Source organism: Amorphus orientalis (genome assembly GCF_030814015.1).
Lineage (GTDB): Bacteria > Pseudomonadota > Alphaproteobacteria > Rhizobiales > Amorphaceae > Amorphus > Amorphus orientalis.
Genome location: NZ_JAUSUL010000004.1, coordinates 87,248 through 108,594, shown reverse-complemented (window position 1 = coordinate 108,594; position 21,347 = coordinate 87,248). Strand labels below are relative to the sequence as shown.

The following is a 21,347-nucleotide window of genomic DNA, read 5'->3' as shown; positions in this document are numbered from 1 at the left end:
GCCGAGCAACGCTTCGTCCTTGCGTTCGCGGGCGATCTGCGGCACCCCGGAAGAAGCAGCAGAAGCGGTGGCAATGACAGGTACGAAACGGGTCTTCATCAAGAGTTACGGGTGCCAGATGAACGTCTATGACGCAGAGCGCATGGGCGAGGCGCTCGCGGCCGACGGGTATCGGGCGACGGACTCCATGGAGGAGGCCGACCTGATCCTGCTCAACACCTGCCATATCCGCGAGAAGGCGGCGGAGAAGGTCTATTCCGAGCTCGGCCGGATCCGGCAGCTCAAGGAGGATCGGGCGCGCAGCGGTGGCCGTCTGTCCGTCGGCGTGGCGGGATGCGTGGCCCAGGCGGAGGGCGCGGAGATCGTGCGCCGGGCGCCCAGCGTCGATTTCGTCGTCGGACCCCAATCCTATCACCGGCTGCCGCAGCTCACTCGCGAGGCGGTGGACAAACCCGGCGTGGTCGACATCGACTTTCCCGCCGAGGACAAGTTCGACGCGCTACCCAGCCGCGCCAAGCCGGGGCTGATCGCGCGCGGACCGACGGCCTTCCTGACCGTGCAGGAAGGCTGCGACAAGTTCTGCGCGTTCTGCGTGGTCCCCTATACCCGCGGCGCGGAAGTCTCCCGCCCGGTCGCCGCGGTGATCGCGGAAGCCGAACAGCTCGCCGCCTCCGGGGTGCGCGAGATCACGCTCCTCGGCCAGAACGTCAACGCCTATCACGGCGAGGGCGAGGACGGCCGCGACTGGGATCTCGGCCGTCTCCTGATGCGGCTGGCGGAAATCGACGGCCTCGCCCGGCTGCGCTACACGACGAGCCATCCCCTCGACATGACCGACGGGCTGATCGCCGCCCATCGCGACCTGCCGGCGCTGATGCCCTATCTGCACCTGCCCGTGCAGGCCGGCTCCGACCGGACGCTCGCCGCCATGAACCGGCGTCATACGGCCGACGACTATCGTCGTGTAATCGACCGTATCCGCGCCGCCCGGCCGGACATCGCGCTGTCGGGCGACTTCATCGTCGGCTTCCCCGGCGAGAGCGACAGCGATTTCGAGGACACGATGCGTCTGGTCGAGGATGTGGGCTACGCGTCCGCCTATTCGTTCAAGTACTCGCAGCGTCCGGGGACGCCGGCGGCGGGTCGCGACGAGCAGGTTCCCGAAGACGTCAAGAGCGAGCGGCTGCAGCGGCTGCAGGCGCTCCTGAACAGCCAGTCCGCCGACTTCAACAAGGCCATGGTGGGCCGGACCATGGAGGTGCTTCTGGAGAAGCCCGGCCGCCGCTCCGACCAGATCACCGGGCGCTCGCCCTATCTCCAGCCGGTTCATCTGGACGTATCGGCCGGCGCCGTCGGCGATCTGGTCCAGGCGGTGATCCGCGACGCCGGTGGCCACAGCCTGGTCGCGGAAGCGCTCGAGCCGCCGCGCGCGGCCGCGACCCCGGAACTCGTTCTCGGAGGTCCCGCTTGACCGCGGGCAAGCGCCCGCAGGAGGGGCGACCCAGCGTGCCGGCTTCGGATACGACCCACATCGTCCTCGCCTTCGACGACAACCGACTGGTCGGCGACTTGTTCGGCCAGTTCGACCAGAACCTGGCGCTGATCGAGCAGCGCCTCGGCATCGATGCCGTGGCGCGCGGCAACCAGGTGACCATCAAGGGCGCCCATGACGCCTGCGAAACCGCCCGCACCGCGCTGGAAGCGCTCTATCAGCGTCTGAAGAAGGGGCACGAGCTCCACCCGGGCGACATCGAGGGGGCGCTGCGCATGGCGCAGGCGGCGGAAGGCCAGCTCAGCCTGCCGACGCTGGAGAAGGACGGGCGGCTCGCCTTTGCCCAGGTGTCGACCCGCAAGCGCACCGTCGTGGCCCGCTCGCCCGCCCAGGATGCCTATATCCGGGCGATGGATCGGGTCGATCTCGTGTTCGGGCTCGGCCCGGCCGGCACCGGCAAGACGTTCCTGGCCGTGGCCTATGCCGCGACGCTTCTGGAACGCGGCGACGTCGCCCGGCTGATCCTGTCGCGTCCGGCCGTGGAGGCCGGCGAACGGCTCGGCTTCCTGCCCGGCGACATGCGCGAGAAGATCGACCCCTATCTCCGGCCGCTCTACGACGCGCTCTACGAGATGATGCCGCCGGAGAAGGTCGAGCGCGGACTGCAGTCCGGCATGATCGAGGTCGCGCCGCTCGCCTTCATGCGCGGCCGCACGCTGTCGAACGCCGTGGTGATCCTGGACGAGGCCCAGAACACCACGTCCATGCAGATGAAGATGTTCCTGACCCGGCTCGGCGAGAACTCCAAGATGGTGGTGACCGGCGATCCGAGCCAGGTCGACCTTCCGCCGGGCCAGGTGTCCGGGCTGAAGGAAGCGGTGTCGGTGCTGGACAACGTGCCCGGCATCTCCACGGTGCGGTTCACCGATGCCGACGTGGTCCGGCACGAACTGGTGGCGCGGATCGTGCGCGCCTACGACAGCACCAGCCGGGATTCCATCGCCCGTCGGGCGGAGACGCTGTCGCCGGCGGCCCCGGCCGCGCCGACCAATGCGGCGGAGCGCGAAGGGTCGTGACTGCGCAGGCCGGGATGTCCGGTAAGGCCGGTCTTCTCGTCGACGTGATCCGCGAAGCCGACGGCTGGCCCGACGAGCCGGATCTGGTCCGCATATCGGAGGCGGCCGTCGCTGCCGCCTGCGCCGTCGCCGACCTCGATGTCCCGGAAGGGGCGGGGATCGCGGTCCTGTTCGCCGACGATGCCCGCGTCCAGTCGCTGAACGCCGGGTTCCGCGACAAGGACAGGCCCACCAACGTGCTGTCCTTTCCGGCGCCGCCTGATGCAATGGACGATGGCGCTCCCCATCTGGGGGACGTGGTGCTCGCCCTGGAGACGGTCACCGCGGAAGCGAATGCGGAAGGCAAGCCGCTGGACCATCATATTGCCCATCTCGTTATGCACGGCTTTCTCCATATTATGGGCTATGATCATATGGAGGAGGCTGAAGCGGAGGAGATGGAGCAGGTGGAAAGCTCGGCTCTAGCCAGTCTTGGTATTGCGGACCCTTACGCCCCATGACGATGTCCTGGAAACAGATGGATTCCGAAGATCGTATCGATGCGCAAGGCGCCGACGAAGGAGTGACGGACGAAGCGGGAATGAACGACGAGCCTCAAAGTACCGGCGCGGCCGAGCCGCGCCCCGAAGACACCGACCAATCCGTTCCGCCCAGGAACGAAGAGACCGCGGAGCCGGAACGCGCCCAGGAAGGGTGGCTGGACAGGCTCCGCACCGCCGTGGGCTTCAAGGCGAACGGCTCGCTGCGCGACAGTCTCGCCTCCGCGCTCGCGGAGGAAACTGACGATCCCGAGGCCTTCACCCCCGAAGAACGCCATCTGCTGCGCAACATCCTCCATCTGCGGGAGATCCGCGTGGATGACGTGATGGTGCCGCGCGCCGATATCGAGTCCGTCGACGAAAATATCGGCCTGGGCGACCTTCTGGGAACCTTCCGCAAGGCCGGTCACTCCCGCATGCCGGTCTACCGCGAAACCCTCGACGACCCGATCGGCATCGTCCACATCAAGGACGTGATGGCGTTCATCTCCGAGCATGCCATCACCATGAACGGCGAGGGTCCGGGGCTCGACCTGCGCAAGGTCGATCTGGACATGACGCTGTCCGACATGGATATCGTCCGGCCCGCCCTGTTCGTGCCGCCGTCGATGCCCGTCGCTGATCTGATGGCCAAGATGCAGGCCACGCGCATCCAGATGGCGCTCATCATCGACGAATACGGCGGAACCGACGGACTGGCCTCGCTCGAGGATCTGGTCGAGACCGTGGTCGGCGACATCGAGGACGAACACGACGAGACCGACGATCCGATGATCGTCAAGATCAGCGAAGACGTCTGGGTCGCCGACGCGCGGGTCGCTCTCGACGATGCGGAAGAGGCGATCGGCGAGGATTTCGCGCTCGGTGATCTCGGCGAGGATGTGGACACGCTCGGCGGTCTGGTCTTCTCGCTGACCGGGCGGATCCCCGTCAGGGGCGAGCTGATCTCGTCGGTCGAGCTTCCCGGCTTCGAGTTCGAGGTTCTCGACGCCGACCCCCGTCGGATCCGGCGGCTCCGGCTTTACCGCAGGCGCGCCAGCGCGCGCGTTCCGCGCCGCCGCATCGAAGCCGGGCAGACGGCCGCAGAATCCGCCATCTCGTGAGCGGTGGCGACGCGGCGTCCGCCTCCGGGCCGGAACGGGGACGGTCGCTGCCGGCGAGGGTGACCGCGCTTTCCAGGCTGTCCGGCTGGCGCCGCTGGCTTGCCGCGTGGATTGCAGGGCTCGCCTCGGCGGGCGCGATGCCACCCGTCGATGCCGTGCCGGTCCTGTTCGCGACGCTGCCGGCGCTTGTTCTGCTCCTGGATGGGGCTGCGGCCGCCCCGACCCGATCACGTCGGATCCAGATGGCGGCTGCCGTCGGCTGGTGGTTCGGCTTCGGCTATTTTCTGGCCGGGCTGTGGTGGATCGGCAGTGCCTTTCTGGTCGATGCGGACACCTTCGCCTGGATGCTGCCCTTCGCCGTCGCCGGACTGCCGGCCGGTCTGGCGCTGTTTCCGGCTCTGGGGACGACGATTGCGATTCTCCTCTGGCGTCCGGGGGCCGCACGTATCCTCGCTCTTGCCGTCGGGCTTGCGGCCTGCGAGTGGCTGCGCGGCCACGTGCTCACCGGCTTTCCCTGGAACGGGCTCGGCTATGCCCTGGCCGCCCACGCCTGGACCATGCAGTCGGCCGCGATCGTCGGCGTCTACGGCCTCGCCTTTCTCGCCGTTCTGATCTTTGCCGCTCCGGCTGCATTCTTCGGCCGCGCCGGCATCACGCCGCGGTCCGGGATGATGGCGAGCGCAGCGGCGCTGGTGCTTCTGGCGGGGATCGCGATCTTCGGGGCCGTGCGTCTCGACCGGGCCGGGCCCGTCGCCTACGCGGAGCCGGAGCAGGCGATCCGCGTGGTGCAGCCGTCGATCGACCAGGCCCTGAAATGGAACCCGGATTTCCGCGATCAGGTGTTCGACAGCTATCTGGATCTGTCGAGGCGGCCGTGGGGAGGGGGCGGAGAGCTCCCGGAAGGCCTTCTGGTGATCTGGCCGGAATCGGCGATCCCGTTCTTCCTGACCGATGCTTCCGCGGCGGCCGAGGCCATCGGCGCCGGCCTGCCGACCGGTGGGCGGCTCTTGACCGGCGCGGCCCGCTACGAACGCACCGGCCCCGATGCCACGCGCACGGACTTCTACAACAGCATCCTGCAGGTGGTCCCCGACGGCGAGGTCAGTGTCGTCTACGACAAGGTCCATCTGGTTCCCTTCGGCGAGTATCTGCCGTTCCAGGAAACCTTCGAAAGCCTCGGTCTCGAGCAGCTGACCCAGCTCCCGGGCGGGTTTTCGCCGGGCCGCGATCAAGGTCCCGTGGGGTTGCCGGGCGTGCCGCCGTTCTCCGCCCAGATCTGCTACGAGATCATCTTTCCGGGCGCCGTCATCGATCCCGGCCAGCGGCCACACTGGCTGCTGAACCTCACAAACGACGCCTGGTTCGGGCGCACCCCCGGACCCTACCAGCACCTTCGCCAGGCCCGGATCAGGGCCGTCGAGGAAGGACTGCCTCTGGTGCGCGCCGCGAATACGGGCATTTCGGTGGTCGTGGATCCGTTCGGGCGGATTCTCGAGCGTCTCGATCTGGGCGCGACCGGAACGATCGACACGCGGCTGCCGGCATCCACCGCCGCGACCGTCTACGCGCGCCTGGGCGACGGACCGGCCCTTGTTGTGCTGGTTCTGGCGGCGGTCGGTCTCGTAAGCGTCAATTTGCGCCGTTTTGGTCATGATTGACGAGTAGTGCTCACAACGCACACTATCCCGCACGCGCAGGCAATTGACGAATAAATCGGCCGTCGCGCCGACGAACCTGCGGCCTTGAAAGGACCCGTAAATGGCACCGAAGAAGACGCCAAACCCGGTCGATGTACACGTCGGCAGCCGGGTTCGGATGCGCCGGATGATGCTGTCCATGAGCCAGGAGCGGCTTGGCGAGCAACTCGGGGTCACTTTCCAGCAGGTCCAGAAATACGAAAAGGGCTCGAACCGGATCGGGGCGAGCCGGCTCCAGGAGATCGCGCGCGTGCTCCAGGTGCCGGTCGCGTTCTTCTTCGAAGATGCACCCGGAGACACCAACACGGCTTCCGGTTTCGGCGAGAGCCAGTCGTCCGGATTCGTGACCGATTTCCTCACCTCCTCGGAGGGCCTGTCGCTGAACAGGGCGTTCGTCCGCATCGGCGATGCCACCGTGCGACGGCGTGTGATCGAACTGGTCGAGGCGCTTGCCGACAAGGACGGGAAGCCCGCCCGATAGGCGCGCTCGGTGCCTCCTGCTTGACTGGCATCGGCAACCTTGTCAGATAGCGCGGCTTGGTGGCGGGATCCGCGTCCAGGCGCGGCGTTTCAGCACCCGCTCAGCGTCCCGTCGCGGCCGAAATCAGCTCTCCAGGCTCCATCCAGTGGCGCCGTCTTGCGTCGGCGCGTCGCTCCAAGGATCAGGCCATGCCGCACGAGAACTATCTCTTCACGAGCGAGTCCGTCTCCGAAGGACACCCCGACAAGGTCTGCGACCGCATCTCCGACACCATCGTCGACGCCTTCCTGGCGGAAATGCCCGAGGCCCGTGTCGCCTGCGAGACCCTGGCGACGACCAACCAGGTCGTGATTGCCGGCGAGACGCGCGGACCCGACACCCTGACGCCGGACTACATCGCTCACCTCGCGCGCATGGCGATCCGCGACATCGGCTACGAGCAGGACGGCTTCCACTGGGAGACGGCGGACGTGGACGTACTGCTTCACGCCCAGTCGGCGGACATCGCCCAGGGCGTCGATTCGTCCGACAACAAGGACGAGGGCGCGGGCGACCAGGGCATCATGTTCGGCTTCGCCTGCCGCGACACGCCGGAGCTGATGCCGGCGCCGATCTACTATTCCCACCGGATCCTCAAGTCTCTCGCCGATGCCCGCAAGTCCGGCCGCGAGCCGGCGCTCGGCCCGGACGCCAAGAGCCAGGTGACGATCCAGTACGAGAACGGCAAGCCGGTGCGCTGCACCCAGGTGGTGCTGTCCACCCAGCATCTCGATCCGTCGCTGACGTCCGCCGACGTGCGCGGCATCGTCGAGCCTTACATCAAGGCGACGCTGCCGGACGACTGGATCGACGGCGACACCGTCTGGCACGTCAACCCGACCGGGAAGTTCGTCATCGGCGGGCCGGACGGCGACTGCGGCCTGACCGGGCGCAAGATCATCGTCGACACCTATGGCGGTGCGGCGCCCCACGGGGGTGGTGCCTTTTCCGGCAAGGACCCGACCAAGGTCGACCGGTCGGCGGCCTATGCCGCGCGCTATCTGGCCAAGAACGTCGTCGCCGCGGATCTCGCCGACAAGTGCACCATCCAGCTAGCCTACGCGATCGGCGTTTCGGAGCCTCTGGCCGTCTATGTGGACCTGCACGGAACCGGCAACGTGACGGAAGCGGCCGTGGAGAAGGGCTGCCGCGAGGTCATGAACCTGACGCCGCGGGGCATCCGCGAGCATCTCCGCCTCAACCGGCCGATCTATGCGCGCACCGCCGCCTATGGCCATTTCGGCCGGGCCGCCGAAGCCGATGGCGGCTTCTCCTGGGAGAACATCGATCTCGTCCATGCCCTGCGCGACGCCGTCCGATAAGGACGACCAGCACCAAGGAGACCGCTCCGGTCCCGGGTCCGCGGATGGGCCGGAGGGGTCGCAGCGTACGCTGTTCGGCCGCCGCAAGGGCCATCCGCTGACCGCCACGCGGGCGGCGCTGTTCGACACCGTGCTGCCGCCGCTCGCCGTGCCGCTCGACGGTCCGATCGCCGATCCCGCGCGCCTGTTCCCGGACCCTGTCCGGGCCGTGCGCATGGAGATCGGCTTCGGCGGCGGCGAGCATCTGATCCATGAAGCCAAAGGTGCTCCGAACGTCGGCTTCATCGGCTGCGAGCCGTTCGTCAACGGCATGGCCAAGGCGCTGGCCGCGGTCGATGCCGGCGGCCTCACCAACGTGCGGCTTCATTTCGGCGATGCCGCCGAAGTGCTCGACCTCCTGCCGGAGGCCTCGATCGAGCGCGTCGATCTGCTCTATCCCGATCCCTGGCCGAAGAAGCGCCACTGGAAGCGCCGCTTCGTCGGGCCGGAGAATCTCGACCGGCTGGCTTGCGTGATTACGCCCGGCGGCACGTTCCGGTTCGCGAGCGACATCCCGTCCTATATCGAGTGGACGCTCAACCATCTGTGGGTGCACCCGGCGTTCCGCTGGACCGCGCAGACCGCCGACGACTGGCGCAAGCCCTATCCCGGCTGGCCCGGCACCCGCTACGAGGCCAAGGCGATCGAGGCCGGCCGCGTGCCAGCGTACCTTACCTTCGAGCGGGTGTGAGGTCCTCCCGCGCCTGAAATCAGCAACCAGCGCGCGACTGCGCGCCGGCCGGTCAGGCCGCCCCGTCCGGAGCGAAGCGGCGACGCCGCTTCGCGTGAGGACACAAAAGAAATCTCAAGTAATCCCGTAGGCCGCGACCGCCGCCAGGTTGACGATGTCGGAATCTTTCGCCCCGAACGGGACGATCTGCACCGGCTTGTCGAGGCCGACCAGGAGCGGACCCAGCACCATCGATCCGCCGAGTTCCTGCAACGTCTTGGTGGCGATGGAGGCGGCGTCGAAGGTCGGCATGATCAGGACGTTCGCCGGTCCGGACAGGCGGCAGAACGGATAGGCCGACCGCATGATCTCCTGGTTCAGCGCCACGTCGGCCGACATCTCGCCGTCGTACTCGAAGTCGAGCCGGCGGGAATCGAGGATGCGGACGGCCTCCTGGACCCGGCTCGCGCGCTCGCCCGGCGGATGGCCGAACGAAGCATAGGTGAGCATGGCGACGCGGGGCTCGTAGCCGAGCCGGCGGGCGACATGGGCGGCCTCCTCGGCGATGTCGGCGAGGTTCGCAGCACTCGGGTCGTCGTGGACGGCGGTGTCGGCCACCAGCACGGTGCGTCCGCGCGACAGAACCATCGACAGGCCGATCATGGTGTGGCCGGGCTTCGGATCGATGACCCGGCGCACGGCCTCCAGCGCCACGGAATAGTTGCGGGTGACGCCCGTCACCATGGCGTCGGCGTCCCCGAGAGCGACCATCAGCGCGCCGAAGAAGTTGCGGTCCTGGTTCACCATCCGCTGGCAGTCGCGCCACAGCATGCCCTTGCGCTGCAGCTTGGCGTAGAGATAGTCGGCATAGTCCCGGTTGCGGCGCGACATGGCCGCGTTCAGGATCTCCAGGCCCGGCCGGATCTCGATGCCGGCGGCGAACGCCTCTTCCTGGATGCGCTCCTCGCGGCCGATCAGGATCGCGGTCCCCAGCTCCTGGTTCACGAAGCTGGCGGCGGCACGGATGACGGCTTCCTCCTCGCCCTCGGCGAAGACGACCCGCTTCGGCGACTGGCGCACCTTGGTGAAGATGCGCTGCAGCGAGCCGGCCACCGGATCGCGGCGGGCCGACAGCCGCTCGGCATAGTCCTTCATGTCGACGATCGGGTGCCGGGCGACCCCGGATTCCATCGCCGCCTTGGCCACCGCCGGCGGCACCACGGAGATCAGACGCGGATCGAACGGAACCGGGATGATGTATTCCGGGCCGAAGCGGGGCCGGTTGCCCTGATAGGCCGCGGCGACCTCGTCCGGCACGTCCTCGCGCGCCAGCTTGGCCAGCGCTTCCGCCGCGGCGATCTTCATCGGCTCGTTGATGGCGGTCGCCCTGACGTCGAGCGCGCCGCGGAAGATGTAGGGGAAGCCCAGGACGTTGTTGACCTGGTTGGGATAGTCCGAGCGGCCGGTGGCGATGATGACGTCGTCGCGGATCTCCGCCACTTCCTCCGGCAGGATTTCCGGGTCCGGGTTGGCCATGGCGAAGATGATCGGGTTGGGTGCCATGGAGCGGACCATCTCGCGGGTCAGCGCGCCCTTCACCGAGACGCCGAAGAACACGTCGGCGCCGTCCAGCGCCTCGGCCAGGGTGCGGGCGTCGGTGGGCACGGCATGGGCCGATTTCCACTGGTTCATGCCCTCGGTGCGGCCCTGATAGATCACGCCCTTGGTGTCGCAGAGGATGACGTTGTTGTGGGGTACGCCCATCGCCTTGACGAGCTCGATGCAGGCGATGCCCGCCGCCCCCGCGCCGTTGCAGACGATCTTCAGGTCTTCGAGCTTGCGGTCGGTCAGGTGCAGCGCGTTGATCAGCCCGGCGGCGGCGATGATGGCGGTGCCGTGCTGGTCGTCGTGGAAGACGGGGATGTCGAGGAGTTCGCGCAGCTGGCTTTCGATCAGGAAGCAGTCCGGCGCCTTGATGTCTTCGAGGTTGATGCCGCCGAACGAGGGACCGAGATAGCGCACGCTGTTGATGAAGGCGTCGACGTCGGCAGTGTCGACTTCCAGGTCGATGCCGTCGATATCGGCGAAGCGCTTGAACAGCACCGCCTTGCCTTCCATCACCGGCTTGGAGGCCAGCGCGCCGAGATTGCCGAGGCCAAGGATGGCGGTGCCGTTGGAGATGACGGCGACGAGATTGCCGCGGGCGGTGTAGTCGAAGGCGCGGTCGGGATCTTCCGCGATCGAGCGCACGGGAACGGCGACGCCGGGCGAGTAGGCAAGCGAAAGATCGCGCTGGGTCGCCATCGGCTTGGTCGGCGTGATCTCCAGCTTGCCGGGCCGGCCGCGCTGATGGAACTGAAGCGCTTCTTGGTCCGTGAAGGCGGGCCGGGTCCGGCTCTTCTTGCCGTCGCTGCTCATGGGGTCGCGTTTCCCTGAAAACCGTCGAAAGCTGCGAAGCGGCCTCTTGTCGGCGGGGCCGTCTCCGCAAGGAGCCGGGACCTTACTTGCGCGGTCCGGGCCTCACAAGCGGGAACGGAAAATAGGAGCGATGCCGGAAAGGACTGTGAAAATCGCTGGAGAGGGACGCGCGACTCGGTGAGAGTCGCCGGGAAATGCTCTATGACCGGGACGGGTCATGAAACGGCAGGGATGATGGACGCGAGTGCGAACGCCGGCGGCGCCAAGGCGACGCCGATGATGGAGCAGTATATCGAGATCAAGGCGGCCAATCCGGACTGCCTGCTGTTCTATCGCATGGGGGATTTCTACGAGCTCTTCTTCGACGATGCGGTCGAAGCCTCGCGCTCGCTCGGCATCACGCTCACCAAGCGGGGCAAGCACCTCGGCGACGACATCCCCATGTGCGGCGTGCCGGTCCATGCCGCCGACGATTACCTGCAGAAGCTGATCGCGCTCGGCCATCGGGTGGCCGTCTGCGAGCAGACGGAGGATCCGGCCGAGGCCAAGAAGCGCGGCTCCAAGTCGGTGGTGAAGCGCGACGTGATCCGTCTCGTCACGCCGGGCACGCTGACCGAGGAAACGCTGCTCGATGCCGGGCGCGCCAACAACCTGCTCGCGGTCGCGCGGCTGAAAGCCGGCCCGGGCGGCGAGGAGGCGGTCTACGGCCTCGCCTGGATCGATATCTCCACCGGCGCCTTCCGCCTTGCCGAGACGACGGCCACGGCGCTCTCGGGCGAGATCGCCCGCATCGATCCGCGGGAGGTCGTGCTGTCTGAGCAGGCCGCCGACGAGCCGGAGATCGCGGCCGCTGTCTCCTATGTCGACGCGGCGGTGACGCCGGTGGCCCGCGCGCTCTTCGATGGCGCCACCGCCGCCGAGCGGATCGCCCGCTATTTCCAGGTCGCAGCCGTCGAGGCCTTCGGGTCCTTCTCCCGTGCCGAGCTGTCGGCCGCGGCCGCCGCACTCGCCTATGTGGAGAAGACCCAGATCGGGGTGCGCCCGCCGCTGGACCCGCCGGCCCACGACGGGGTCGGCGCGGCGATGGCGATCGATCCCGCCACCCGCGCCAATCTGGAACTCGTCCGCACGCTCTCCGGCGAGCGCAAGGGCTCCCTGGTCGCCGCCATCGACCGGACCATCACCGGAGCGGGCAGCCGGCTTCTGAGCGAGCGCATCGCCAGCCCGCTTACCGATCCGGACGCCATTTCCGAACGCCACGACGCGGTTGCGGCCTTCCTGGACGACGATGCGCTGCGGGCCGAGGTGCGGGGCCTTCTCGCCGGCCTGCCGGACATGCCGCGGGCCCTGTCCCGGCTGGCGCTGGATCGCGGCGGTCCGCGGGATCTGGGCGCGCTGCGCGAGGGGCTCGGCACGGCTTGTATGCTGGCGGAGCGCCTGAAGCGCGCCGACGCGCCCCTGCCGGCGGAACTGGCGACGGTGGCGGCTGCGCTGTCGGATCTGCCGGAGGACGTGGCCGACGAGTTGGAGCGGGTCCTGGAGGACGAGCTGCCGGTCACCGGGCGCGACGGCGGATTCGTCCGGCCGGGCGTCGAGCCGGATCTCGACGAGGCCCGCACGCTCCGCGACGAGAGCCGCCGCGTGATCGCCTCGCTCCAGGCGACCTACGCCGAAGAGACCGGCATCAAGTCGCTCAAGATCAAGCACAACGCCGTGCTGGGCTGGTTCGTCGAGGTGACGGCGCTTCACGCCGAGAAACTCATGGCCGAAGTCCAGACCGGCGAGTCCCGCTTCCGCCACCGCCAGACAATGGCCGGCGCGATGCGCTTCACCACGGTCGAGCTTGCCGAACTGGAGGCCAAGATCGCGAGCGCCGCCGATCGTGCCCTGGCTCTGGAAACGGCGATGTTCCGTCGGCTGCGCGACCGGGTGGTCGAAGCCGGTCCCGCGATCAAGCAGGCGGCGGCAGGGCTTGCCCGGCTCGACGTCGCCGCCGCCTTCGCCGAACTCGCCGCCGACCAGCGCTACGCACGGCCCCATGTGGATCGCTCGCTCACCTTTTCGATCGAGGGCGGCCGCCATCCGGTCGTGGAGCAGGCGCTTGCCGCCGCCGCCTCCGATCCGTTCGTGGCGAACGACTGCGATCTCGGGCCGCCGGAGGGCAGCGATGCCGGCCGGATCGTGCTCGTCACCGGTCCGAACATGGGCGGCAAGTCGACCTTCCTGCGCCAGAACGCGCTGATCGCGATCCTCGCCCAGGCCGGCGCCTACGTCCCGGCGGTGAGGGCCGAGATCGGCGTCGTCGACCGGCTGTTCAGCCGGGTGGGCGCGGCCGACGATCTCGCCCGGGGCCGCTCCACCTTCATGGTGGAGATGGTGGAGACCGCCGCGATCCTGAACCAGGCCGGGCCGCGGGCGCTGGTCATCCTCGACGAGATCGGGCGCGGCACCGCCACCTATGACGGGCTCTCCATCGCCTGGGCGGCCATCGAGCACCTGCACGAGGTCAACCGGTCGCGCTCCCTGTTCGCGACCCACTATCACGAGCTGACCGCGCTCGCCGACCGGCTCGACCGCTGCTTCAACGTCACCATGCGGGTGAAGGAGTGGAAGGGCGACGTCGTCTTCCTGCACGAGGTGGTCGCAGGCGCAGCGGACCGGTCCTACGGCATCCAGGTCGCCAAGCTCGCCGGGTTGCCGAAGGCGGTGGTGGGCCGGGCGCGCGACGTGCTGGCCCAGCTGGAGGCCAGCGACCGCAAGTCGGAGCGGGCCGAGCTGGTCGACGACCTGCCGCTGTTCTCCGCGACCCTCGCCCGCCACGATCCGGCGCCGGCTCACGACCTGCTGCGCGAGACGCTGGCCGGACTGCATCCCGACGACATGAGCCCGCGCGAGGCGCTCGACGCGCTCTACCGGCTGAAGGCAGCGGCTAACAACAAAGACAAGGAGAAGTGATGGCCAAGGGTTACTGGATCGGGCGGGTGACGGTGACCGACCCCGACGCCTACAAGACATATGTCGAGGCCAACGCCGAAGCGTTCAAAGCCTATGGCGCGCGCTTCCTTGTGCGCGGCGGCGCCTACGAGGTGCCGGAAGGAGAGGGCCGCGAGCGCAACGTGGTGATCGAGTTCCCGTCCTATCAGGCCGCCATCGACTGCTGGCATTCCGACGCCTATCAGCACGCGCGCTCGTTCCGCCTGAACGCGGGCGCGGCCGATCTCGTGGTCATCGAAGGCTACGAAGGCCCTCAGCCTGAAGAGAGCTGAGGTTTCCGGTCCGGGGTGGAATTTGCGGCCGGCACCGCGTTGCCGGAACCGCCGGCCATGGGATAGAAGGCGGCGACCCCGTTTCGCCGTCGCGCCTCGTGCGGCCGGCTTTGACAACCGAATGAGGAAGCCATGGAAGCCATGCGTCTCGTCGTCGTCGGCGCGGCCGGCCGGATGGGCCGCGTGCTGATCCGCGCCGTCACAGAAGCCGAGGGTGCCGTGCTTGCCGGCGCGGTGGAGCGTCCGGGGGCGGCCGAGATCGGCCAGGACGCCGGCACCCTTGCCGGCCTCGCGCCGCTGGATGTGGCCGTCACCGACGACCCGGAGGCGGCCTTCGCCGCGGCCGACGGCGTGCTCGATTTCACCGTTCCGGCCGCGACGGTCGTCTTTGCCGAACTCGCCGCCCAGGCGGGCATCGCCCACGTGATCGGAACGACGGGCCTTGCCGCGTCCGGCGAGCAGGCCGTTGCGGATGCAGCCGCCCGCACGGCGATCGTGAAGTCCGGCAACATGAGCCTCGGCGTCAATCTCGTCGCAGGCCTCGTGGAGAAGGCCGCCCGCGCGCTGGGGCCGGCCTTCGACATCGAGATCCTGGAAATGCACCACCGCAAGAAGATCGACGCCCCGTCCGGGACGGCGCTGCTTCTGGGCGAGGCGGCCGCGCGAGGGCGGGATGCCTCGCTCGAAGACGAAGCCGTCTATGCCCGCGAGGGACACACCGGCGCCCGGCCGGAAGGCGCGATCGGCTTCGCCACCCTGCGCGGCGGCACGGTGGTCGGCGAGCACGAGGTGATCTTCGCCGGCGAGGGCGAGCGGGTCGTCCTCGGCCACGTCGCGGAAGACCGCTCGATCTTCGCGCGCGGCGCCGTTCATGCAGCCCTGTGGGCCCATGGCCGGGAGCCGGGCCTCTATTCCATGGCGGACGTGCTGGGCCTCAATGACTAGCCCGCGCTTTTCGCCCGAACAGTCAGTCTCAGGAGCAGAATAAATGGACCGTCTTCTCGTGCTCGTCCGTCACGGCCAGAGCGAATGGAACCTGAAGAACCTCTTCACCGGCTGGCACGACGTGGGTCTGACGGACACGGGCCGGGCGGAAGCGAAGAAGGCGGGCGAACTCCTCAAGGCCGACGGCTACAAATTCGACGTCGCCTTCACCTCCGATCTGAAGCGCGCCCAGGACACGCTGAAGATCATCCTCGGCGAGCTCGGCGCGGACAACCTGCCGGTCATCAAGGACCAGGCCCTGAACGAGCGCGACTACGGCGACCTGACCGGCCTCAACAAGGACGATGCCCGCGAAAAGTTCGGCGAGGATCAGGTCCACATCTGGCGCCGCTCCTTCGACGTTCCCCCGCCCGGCGGCGAGAGCCTGAAGGATACGGCGGCGCGGGTGCTTCCCTACTACGAGACGGAGATCAAGCCGAAGGTGCTCGCCGGCGAGAAGGTGCTTGTGGCCGCCCACGGCAATTCGCTGCGCGCCCTGATCATGGAGATCGAGGGTCTGTCCGGCGAGGAGATCATCAAGCGCGAACTCGCCACCGGCGTCCCGATCATCTACCGCCTCAACAAAGACGGCTCGGTCGCCGAGAAAAAGGACATGGCGGGCTAAAGCAAATCCCAGGAAAAGTGGGAACCGGTTTTCCGTCCGGGATTTGCAGGGGAAGAGAGCAAATCCCGAGCATGTCCCGTTCAGACCGAACTGGTCTGAACGATAAGGACTTGCTCAACATAGTGACTCTGGAGCCATTTGTCGTCGCTCGGACGTTTTCGTCCGAGCGGAAAAGGCTCCGGAAAAGTGGGAACCGGTTTTCCGTCCGGGATTTGCGGAGAGGATGGGTCTTTTCCGCTCACGCCAGGTCGTTCCGCGTCTACTGTCCCGTCACCATCCGCCGCCAGCGGCCGGGCGAGAAGCCGTAGGTGGCGCGGAACTGCCGCGTCAGGTGGCTCTGGTCGGAGAACCCGGCCGCGGCGGCCGCGTCCGCGAGGCTCGATCCGGCACGGATCAGGCCACGGGCCCGGTCGAGGCGGCGCATCACCGCATAGCGATAGGGGCTGACGCCGTAGACGGCCGGGAACTGCCGGAACAGCGTCCAGCGGTCGTGGCCGCTCACCCCCTCCATCTCCGCGATGCCGACATTCTCCGCCGGTTCGCCGTCGATCAGGGCGGCAACCCGCTCCATCGCCGGGCGGTTGGTCCGAACCGGGGCGGAAGGCGCGCCCGGACGGGCGATCGCGGCGAGGGCGTCGGCGAGGGTGGTGACGATCTCCGTCGCCTGGATCTCGCCGATCGCGTCGTCGAAGCCGGCCATCGCCGTCCGCATCGCTCGAACGAGCCGCGGATCCGCGCTGACCGGCTCGGCGAGAAAGGGAAGGGCACCGCCGCCGAGGGCGTCGGCGATCAGGTGCGGCGCCACGTAGAGGGCGCGGTAGGCGAGGCCGGCTTCGGTTCCCGGATGGCCGTCGTGCACCTCGTCGGGGTGGAGCACGAACACGTTGCCTTCGACCGAGGCCCGCGCGGCGCCGCGATAGTCGAAGGCCTGGACGCCGCCGAGCGTCATCCCGAGCGCGTAGGTGTCGTGACGATGCGGCGAGTAGGCCTCGCGCACCAGCACGATCTCGGCGCGCTCGATGCCCGCCGCGCCACCGCCGTAGCGGACCTGATCCTTCATTCCTGCGGCCTCTGATCTGCGCCAGGATCGTTCAATACGATGCTGGCAGCCGCTTCTAGTCTGGCCTTCGAAACAGGAGGTCTGCAATGCTCGAAGTGGTTCTGGTGGTGCTGTCGGTCGCCGTGCCGTTGATGGGAAGCCCGGGCCCGTCGACCCTGTCGTCGGCGGCCGTCGGCTCGGCGTTCGGGGTGCGCGCCGGCCTTGCCTACGTGGCCGGCATCTGTCTTGGCACCTCCACCGTCGTGCTCGTGGTCGCCTCCGGGGTGACCGGCATCGTCTTCGCCGTGCCGGGCCTGTTGCCGGTGCTGACGATCGCCGCCGCCATCTACATTCTCTATCTCGCCTGGAAGATCGCGACCGCGCCGGTCACCGTGGCCCGCGATGCCGGCACCAAGGCGCCGTCCTTCCTGCCGGGGTATCTTCTGGCGATCGCGAACCCGAAGGCCTATGCCGCCTTCAGCGCGATCCTGGGGTCCACCGCCACGCTGGGCGACGGATCCGGCGCCTTCGTCGTGCTGCGCGTCGCGGTGGTCGTCGCCCTGGTGTTCGTGGTGAACCCGGCCTGGCTGCTGCTCGGTTCCGCCTTCACCCGCGTTCTGTCGTCGCCGCGCTGGGGGCGGGTCGTCAACATCGTGTTCGCCTGCCTGCTGGTCGCGTCGATGGCGGCAGTTTTCATCTGACCAGCCGAATGCACCCGCCGCGTGGCGCACATGTGTCCGGACGCAATTTCTGACGGAAAGCCGGTTCCCACTTTCCCGGAAATTGTTTCAGGCCGCCAGCACGCGCGGGGCGGGGAAGGTGATGTCCACGACGGTGCCGCGGTTCGGCTCGGAGCGGATCTTGAAATCGGCCCGGTTGGCTTCGGCCAGCGCCTTGGTCAGCGGCAGGCCGAGCCCGGTGCCGGCCTTGTCGGAGCCGCCCACCCGGCGGAACGGCTCCAGCGCCGCCGTCAGGTCGCTTTCGGACATGCCGACACCGTTGTCGCTGACCCGCAGCACCACTGCGCCGGTGTCGCTCTGGAAGGTCGACAGGGACACCACGCCGCCGGTCCGGTTGAACTTGATGGCGTTCGACAGAAGGTTGAGCGTGATCTGCCTCAGCGAGCGCGTGTCCGCCAGGATGCGCGGAAGATCGGCCTGCAGGCGCGTGCGGATCTCCACCTTGTCGGCCTCGGCCTGGGGCTCCATCAGATTGCTGCAGTCGCGGGCGATCTCGTTGACGGAGACCGGCTCGAACGACAGGTCCAGCTTGCCGGCCTCGATCTTCGACAGGTCCAGCAGATCGTTCACCAGGCTGAGGATGTGGTGGCCGGATATGGAGATGTCGCGGAGATAATCGCGGTAGCGCTGGTTCCCGAGCGGGCCGAGTTTCTCCGCCAGCATCACGTCCGCGAACCCGAGAATGGCGTTCAGCGGGGTGCGGATCTCGTGGCTGATCCGGGCCAGCATCTCCGACTTCTGGGCGTTCGCCGTTTCCGCCGCGCGGGTGGCTTCCGAATAGCGGGCTTCCGCCGTCTTCCAGCGCGCCACGTCGCGCAGCACGGCGCACAGCCGCGGGCCGGTGCCGACGAGCCCGACGGAGAGCGCCAGCGGCACGTTTCCGCGATCCCGGCAGAGGCCCATGACGTCGTCGGCCACCCGGGGACGGGCGGGCTCCTCGCCGGAGGCGATCTCCTCGATCAGGTCGTGAACGACCGCGCCGCCGTCCTCGTCGAGCAGGTCGTCGAGCCGCATGCCGGCGAAAGCCTCGGCGGGTCGGCGGAAGATGGAGGCAGCGCCGGCGTTGGCGAGCGCGATGGTGCCGTCGGGCTCCAGCACGAACACGGCGTCGGGGACGGCATTCAGGAGATCCGAAATCTGAGCTTCGGCGGTCGCGTCGCCATCGGTATCCGCGGCAATGCCGGACTGTGCTGCGTTGCGATCGTCGTCGTCGTCCACGCTCATGCGCGCCTCCTCGCCTCGGGCGTCGGCGGGAAGGGCCCGCAGGATCACGAGCAGAGCGCGCTCCTCTCCCCATGGAACGGTGTGAAGGCGGACTTCCGCCGGGATGAGAGCGCCGCCCGCCTTGCGCAGAAGGATCGCGTTGTCCTGGGCCTCGGGCGGCGCCGGCACTTCGGCGAAGACGCCCGACAGGCCGCCGGAGCGCTCCAGCGCTCTGCGGTCGGCATAGCCCAGAAGCTTCAGCGCGGCCGGGTTCACATGCACGATCCGCTCGCGCTGGGAGACGATCAGGGCGAGCGGCAGGCGGTCGAGCACCCGCATGTCCGGCGCGCGGCTGACGGTGGCGAAGGCCGACGGCATCGGCTCGTCGGCATCCATATATCGCGGCGGTTCGACGATGGTGGGCGTATCGGCCAGTGGTGCAGACAGATCGGCGGTGTCCACGTCCAGAGGAGAGGCCTCGTCGCCTTCGAAGCGCGCGCCGAGCGCGGCGGCAATCATGCGGAAGGCTTCCTGCTCTGGGCGCGAGAGATGGTGCAGTTCGCCGGGGGCCGGCTCCGCGTGGCCGTGCAGGCGGACCACGTTGCTGGGATGGGGCGGCTCCCCCGGCTGGTCGTCCTCGGACGCGATCACGGCCTCGAGGGCCGGCTCTTCGGCAGCGGAAAAGACCGCGTCGGCCGGATGGGGCGCTTCGGGAGGCGCCGCAGGGCCGAGGGCCGGGTCTTCGATCAGGTCGCCCGGGCGGACCAGGCCGAAGCCGCGGAAGCCCTTGAACGAACGGTTCGGATCCTGGATCGCGAGACCGGCGATGTCGACCGGAACCCGAGCCCCGAGCGATGGCTGGGGCCACATGAGCGTCGTTCCGCTCCAGGCCGTACGGGCCGCCAGCGCTGCCTGGAACGACCCGTCGGGATCGAGACCGAGGGATCGGGTCAGATCGCGCCAGCCGCGACCCACAACCCGGTCGGTCGGTCCGAGCGCCGCGGAAAATTCCGGAGACAGGTAGGTCAGCCGGTCGGTTTCGTCGCTTTGCCAGGTGAAGCGGATCGGCCGCATCGGCGTCGCGGGCGGTTCGGACGGCGCGGGCTGCGGGTCGTCCGTCTCCCGGGCCGGCGCGCGCACCGCCTTGGCCCCGAGATCAGATGCGGCGAGCGGTTCGAGATCCCCCTGGAGGCTCCAGGCCGTGGGGCTGCCGGCCTCCGTCTCCTCGGCGGGAAGGCGCAGCATCAGGCCGGTGGCCCCGAGTGGGACCGGTCGCATCTCCTCGTCGGGTGCCGGTGTCCGCACGGCTCGCGCGACCGCGGCGCCCGATGCGTTGACGATGCTTGCGCTCGCGCCTCCGGCGAACATCGCGAAGGCGGACCAGGGGTTCGGCTGCGAGGCGGATGGGAACGGCGGAGCGAGAATCAGACAGCGGGCGAGCGGCCGGAGGTTTCCGTCGGCGATCGGCTCGATGCTGCACGACAGGACGACGGTCTCCAGCCCCATGCGCAGCCGCACGAGCGCGGGCCGGGCGGACGCGGCCTCGATGAAGCGGACCTGCCGGCTCAGGTCGCGGGCGAGCCTCGCCGTGCGGCGCGAAGGCGGTCCGGCCAGCTCGTGCGCACTCTCCAGACCGCACACGGCGCCGCCGGCAGCGTTGGCCCACACCACTTCCTGTCGGGCCGTCGATACTACGATGACCGGACGCGCGTCGCCCGCCGCATTCCCGATTTCAGGATGCGCACACAAGGTGAGAAAGGTTTCGAACGCGTCGTCCATTCCAATTAGGCGGGTCTTGACCGTCTTGATCTGCGTCCACGGGGCCTAGAAGGCGCAGTATCCCGCTAATTTGGCGTTAATACATGGGCGCTTGCGGCGGGTCCACCAATGCGGCGGCCGGGGGTGCGGCCGATTGCTCCAAGAGTTAATGACCCGCGATGCGCTTGTTGCGGCACAAAGGGGTTCATGCAAGGGTGAGGTTATCCTCTGCCTTCCCTGCTATTCTTGATAGTTTCATAGTTCTGTGGGTTGGTGGGCGTCAGTCAGACGGTGGTGTTGGTGCACGAGGGAGGTGTTCCCCATGAGTGACAATCAATTCGAGGTGCCGGAGCAGCTCCGGACCTATGCCGAGCAGAGCGTCACGCAGGCGCGCAAGGCGATCGAAGACTTCATGAAAGTGGCGCAGACGACCGTGAGCTCGGTGGAGGGATCCACCCAGCAGATGCAGGCTGGCGCGACGGACATGAACAAGAAGATGCTGTCCTATGCCGAGGAGAACATCTCCGCGGCTTTCGACTTCGCCGAGAAGATGGCGCGGGCGAAGGACATGGAAGAGATCATGAAGCTCCAGTCCGACTTCATGACCGCGCGCATGTCCGCTTTCGGGGAGCAGACCCGCGAAATCGGCGACAGCGCCGCCAAGGCAGCGAGTGACGTGGGCAAGGCCGCCAACAGCTGAGGCCTGTTCCGCTCGGATGAGCTGTCTGGGCGATGGGAAGTGGCTGTCTGTCCGAATGACCTGATCATCGCAGGGCCGTCTGGCGACCGGAAGCGTCTCGGAACCGGGCGCTTTCCATCCGGCCGGCCCGGACAGGCGGGACTTCAGGGTCGCCTG

Annotated in this window: 17 protein-coding genes; 14 read left to right on the top strand and 3 right to left on the bottom strand. The window is 68.3% G+C overall.

All coding sequences use genetic code 11. The annotated features are described in order from the left end of the window. The first annotated feature begins 73 nt into the window (after nt 1-73). The 8 genes from miaB (at nt 74) to trmB (ending at nt 8,479) form a co-directional block, all read left to right on the top strand. Complete coding sequence (gene miaB / locus J2S73_RS17435; protein ID WP_306886926.1) at nt 74-1,471, top strand: tRNA (N6-isopentenyl adenosine(37)-C2)-methylthiotransferase MiaB; 1,398 nt, start codon at nt 74-76, stop codon at nt 1,469-1,471. Continuing rightward, nucleotides 1,468-2,568, top strand: a complete 1,101-nt coding sequence (locus tag J2S73_RS17430) for a PhoH family protein (RefSeq protein WP_306886925.1) — start codon at nt 1,468-1,470, stop codon at nt 2,566-2,568. The genes miaB and J2S73_RS17430 overlap by 4 nt, the downstream gene beginning before the upstream one ends. A 14-nt stretch (nt 2,569-2,582) precedes the next feature. Further along, complete coding sequence (gene ybeY / locus J2S73_RS17425; RefSeq protein ID WP_306886924.1) at nt 2,583-3,068, top strand: rRNA maturation RNase YbeY; 486 nt, start codon at nt 2,583-2,585, stop codon at nt 3,066-3,068. Nucleotides 3,069-3,148: 80 nt separating this feature from the next. Then, nucleotides 3,149-4,210: a hemolysin family protein gene (locus J2S73_RS17420; RefSeq protein WP_370874461.1), complete on the top strand. Its 1,062-nt coding sequence runs from the start codon at nt 3,149-3,151 to the stop codon at nt 4,208-4,210. Continuing rightward, the gene (gene lnt / locus J2S73_RS17415) at nt 4,207-5,868 is read left to right on the top strand and encodes an apolipoprotein N-acyltransferase (RefSeq protein WP_306886922.1); all 1,662 of its coding nucleotides are present in this window, start codon (nt 4,207-4,209) and stop codon (nt 5,866-5,868) included. The genes J2S73_RS17420 and lnt overlap by 4 nt, the downstream gene beginning before the upstream one ends. A 100-nt stretch (nt 5,869-5,968) precedes the next feature. Next, on the top strand, nt 5,969-6,388 hold the full coding sequence (locus tag J2S73_RS17410) for a helix-turn-helix domain-containing protein (RefSeq protein WP_306886921.1): 420 nt from the start codon (nt 5,969-5,971) through the stop codon (nt 6,386-6,388). A 188-nt stretch (nt 6,389-6,576) separates the two neighbouring features. Then, nucleotides 6,577-7,749 (top strand): methionine adenosyltransferase, encoded by a 1,173-nt coding sequence (gene metK, locus J2S73_RS17405; protein ID WP_306886920.1) that lies wholly within the window; start codon nt 6,577-6,579, stop codon nt 7,747-7,749. After that, the gene (gene trmB, locus J2S73_RS17400) at nt 7,724-8,479 is read left to right on the top strand and encodes a tRNA (guanosine(46)-N7)-methyltransferase TrmB (protein WP_306886919.1); all 756 of its coding nucleotides are present in this window, start codon (nt 7,724-7,726) and stop codon (nt 8,477-8,479) included. Before metK ends, trmB begins: the two co-directional genes overlap by 26 nt. 114 nt (nt 8,480-8,593) lie before the next feature. Here trmB and J2S73_RS17395 read toward each other — a convergent pair whose 3' ends face one another. Beyond that, on the bottom strand, nt 8,594-10,876 hold the full coding sequence (locus tag J2S73_RS17395) for an NADP-dependent malic enzyme (RefSeq protein WP_306886918.1): 2,283 nt from the start codon (nt 10,874-10,876) through the stop codon (nt 8,594-8,596). Between the two features lie 231 nt (nt 10,877-11,107). Between J2S73_RS17395 and mutS the strand changes: the two genes are divergently transcribed. From mutS to J2S73_RS17375, 4 genes are all read left to right on the top strand, one after another. Next, nucleotides 11,108-13,831, top strand: a complete 2,724-nt coding sequence (gene mutS, locus J2S73_RS17390; protein WP_370874452.1) for a DNA mismatch repair protein MutS — start codon at nt 11,108-11,110, stop codon at nt 13,829-13,831. Beyond that, nucleotides 13,831-14,142 (top strand): DUF1330 domain-containing protein, encoded by a 312-nt coding sequence (locus J2S73_RS17385; RefSeq protein ID WP_306886917.1) that lies wholly within the window; start codon nt 13,831-13,833, stop codon nt 14,140-14,142. The genes mutS and J2S73_RS17385 overlap by 1 nt, the downstream gene beginning before the upstream one ends. A 141-nt stretch (nt 14,143-14,283) precedes the next feature. Then, the gene (gene dapB / locus J2S73_RS17380) at nt 14,284-15,087 is read left to right on the top strand and encodes a 4-hydroxy-tetrahydrodipicolinate reductase (RefSeq protein ID WP_306887191.1); all 804 of its coding nucleotides are present in this window, start codon (nt 14,284-14,286) and stop codon (nt 15,085-15,087) included. A 43-nt stretch (nt 15,088-15,130) separates the two neighbouring features. Beyond that, nucleotides 15,131-15,751, top strand: a complete 621-nt coding sequence (locus J2S73_RS17375; protein WP_306886916.1) for a 2,3-bisphosphoglycerate-dependent phosphoglycerate mutase — start codon at nt 15,131-15,133, stop codon at nt 15,749-15,751. A gap of 259 nt (nt 15,752-16,010) precedes the next feature. Here J2S73_RS17375 and J2S73_RS17370 read toward each other — a convergent pair whose 3' ends face one another. Next, nucleotides 16,011-16,811 carry an AraC family transcriptional regulator gene (locus tag J2S73_RS17370; protein ID WP_306886915.1) on the bottom strand — a complete coding sequence of 267 codons (801 nt, stop codon included), beginning with the start codon at nt 16,809-16,811 and terminating at the stop codon, nt 16,011-16,013. 86 nt (nt 16,812-16,897) lie between these two features. Here J2S73_RS17370 and J2S73_RS17365 point away from each other — a divergent pair, with 86 nt between their 5' ends. Next, on the top strand, nt 16,898-17,491 hold the full coding sequence (locus tag J2S73_RS17365; protein ID WP_306886914.1) for a LysE family translocator: 594 nt from the start codon (nt 16,898-16,900) through the stop codon (nt 17,489-17,491). An 87-nt stretch (nt 17,492-17,578) separates the two neighbouring features. Here the strand turns inward: J2S73_RS17365 and J2S73_RS17360 are convergent, their stop codons facing one another. Continuing rightward, a complete protein-coding gene (locus J2S73_RS17360; protein WP_306886913.1) occupies nt 17,579-20,512 on the bottom strand; it encodes an ATP-binding protein in 2,934 nt (977 codons plus the stop codon). Nucleotides 20,513-20,813: 301 nt separating this feature from the next. Between J2S73_RS17360 and J2S73_RS17355 the strand changes: the two genes are divergently transcribed. Further along, nucleotides 20,814-21,191, top strand: a complete 378-nt coding sequence (locus J2S73_RS17355) for a phasin (protein ID WP_306886912.1) — start codon at nt 20,814-20,816, stop codon at nt 21,189-21,191. The last annotated feature ends 156 nt before the right edge of the window (nt 21,192-21,347 follow it).

What these genes read in the sequence shown, in the direction of transcription:
- miaB (WP_306886926.1), top strand. Translation starts at nt 74, where the DNA reads ATGACAGGTACGAAACGGGTCTTCATCAAGAGTTACGGGTGCCAGATG.
- ybeY (WP_306886924.1), top strand. Translation starts at nt 2,583, where the DNA reads ATGTCCGGTAAGGCCGGTCTTCTCGTCGACGTGATCCGCGAAGCCGAC.
- J2S73_RS17420 (WP_370874461.1), top strand. Translation starts at nt 3,149, where the DNA reads ATGAACGACGAGCCTCAAAGTACCGGCGCGGCCGAGCCGCGCCCCGAA.
- J2S73_RS17410 (WP_306886921.1), top strand. Translation starts at nt 5,969, where the DNA reads ATGGCACCGAAGAAGACGCCAAACCCGGTCGATGTACACGTCGGCAGC.
- metK (WP_306886920.1), top strand. Translation starts at nt 6,577, where the DNA reads ATGCCGCACGAGAACTATCTCTTCACGAGCGAGTCCGTCTCCGAAGGA.
- trmB (WP_306886919.1), top strand. Translation starts at nt 7,724, where the DNA reads ATGCCCTGCGCGACGCCGTCCGATAAGGACGACCAGCACCAAGGAGAC.
- J2S73_RS17395 (WP_306886918.1), bottom strand. Translation starts at nt 10,876, where the DNA reads ATGAGCAGCGACGGCAAGAAGAGCCGGACCCGGCCCGCCTTCACGGAC.
- mutS (WP_370874452.1), top strand. Translation starts at nt 11,108, where the DNA reads ATGATGGACGCGAGTGCGAACGCCGGCGGCGCCAAGGCGACGCCGATG.
- J2S73_RS17385 (WP_306886917.1), top strand. Translation starts at nt 13,831, where the DNA reads ATGGCCAAGGGTTACTGGATCGGGCGGGTGACGGTGACCGACCCCGAC.
- dapB (WP_306887191.1), top strand. Translation starts at nt 14,284, where the DNA reads ATGCGTCTCGTCGTCGTCGGCGCGGCCGGCCGGATGGGCCGCGTGCTG.
- J2S73_RS17375 (WP_306886916.1), top strand. Translation starts at nt 15,131, where the DNA reads ATGGACCGTCTTCTCGTGCTCGTCCGTCACGGCCAGAGCGAATGGAAC.
- J2S73_RS17370 (WP_306886915.1), bottom strand. Translation starts at nt 16,811, where the DNA reads ATGAAGGATCAGGTCCGCTACGGCGGTGGCGCGGCGGGCATCGAGCGC.
- J2S73_RS17365 (WP_306886914.1), top strand. Translation starts at nt 16,898, where the DNA reads ATGCTCGAAGTGGTTCTGGTGGTGCTGTCGGTCGCCGTGCCGTTGATG.
- J2S73_RS17360 (WP_306886913.1), bottom strand. Translation starts at nt 20,512, where the DNA reads ATGGACGACGCGTTCGAAACCTTTCTCACCTTGTGTGCGCATCCTGAA.
- J2S73_RS17355 (WP_306886912.1), top strand. Translation starts at nt 20,814, where the DNA reads ATGAGTGACAATCAATTCGAGGTGCCGGAGCAGCTCCGGACCTATGCC.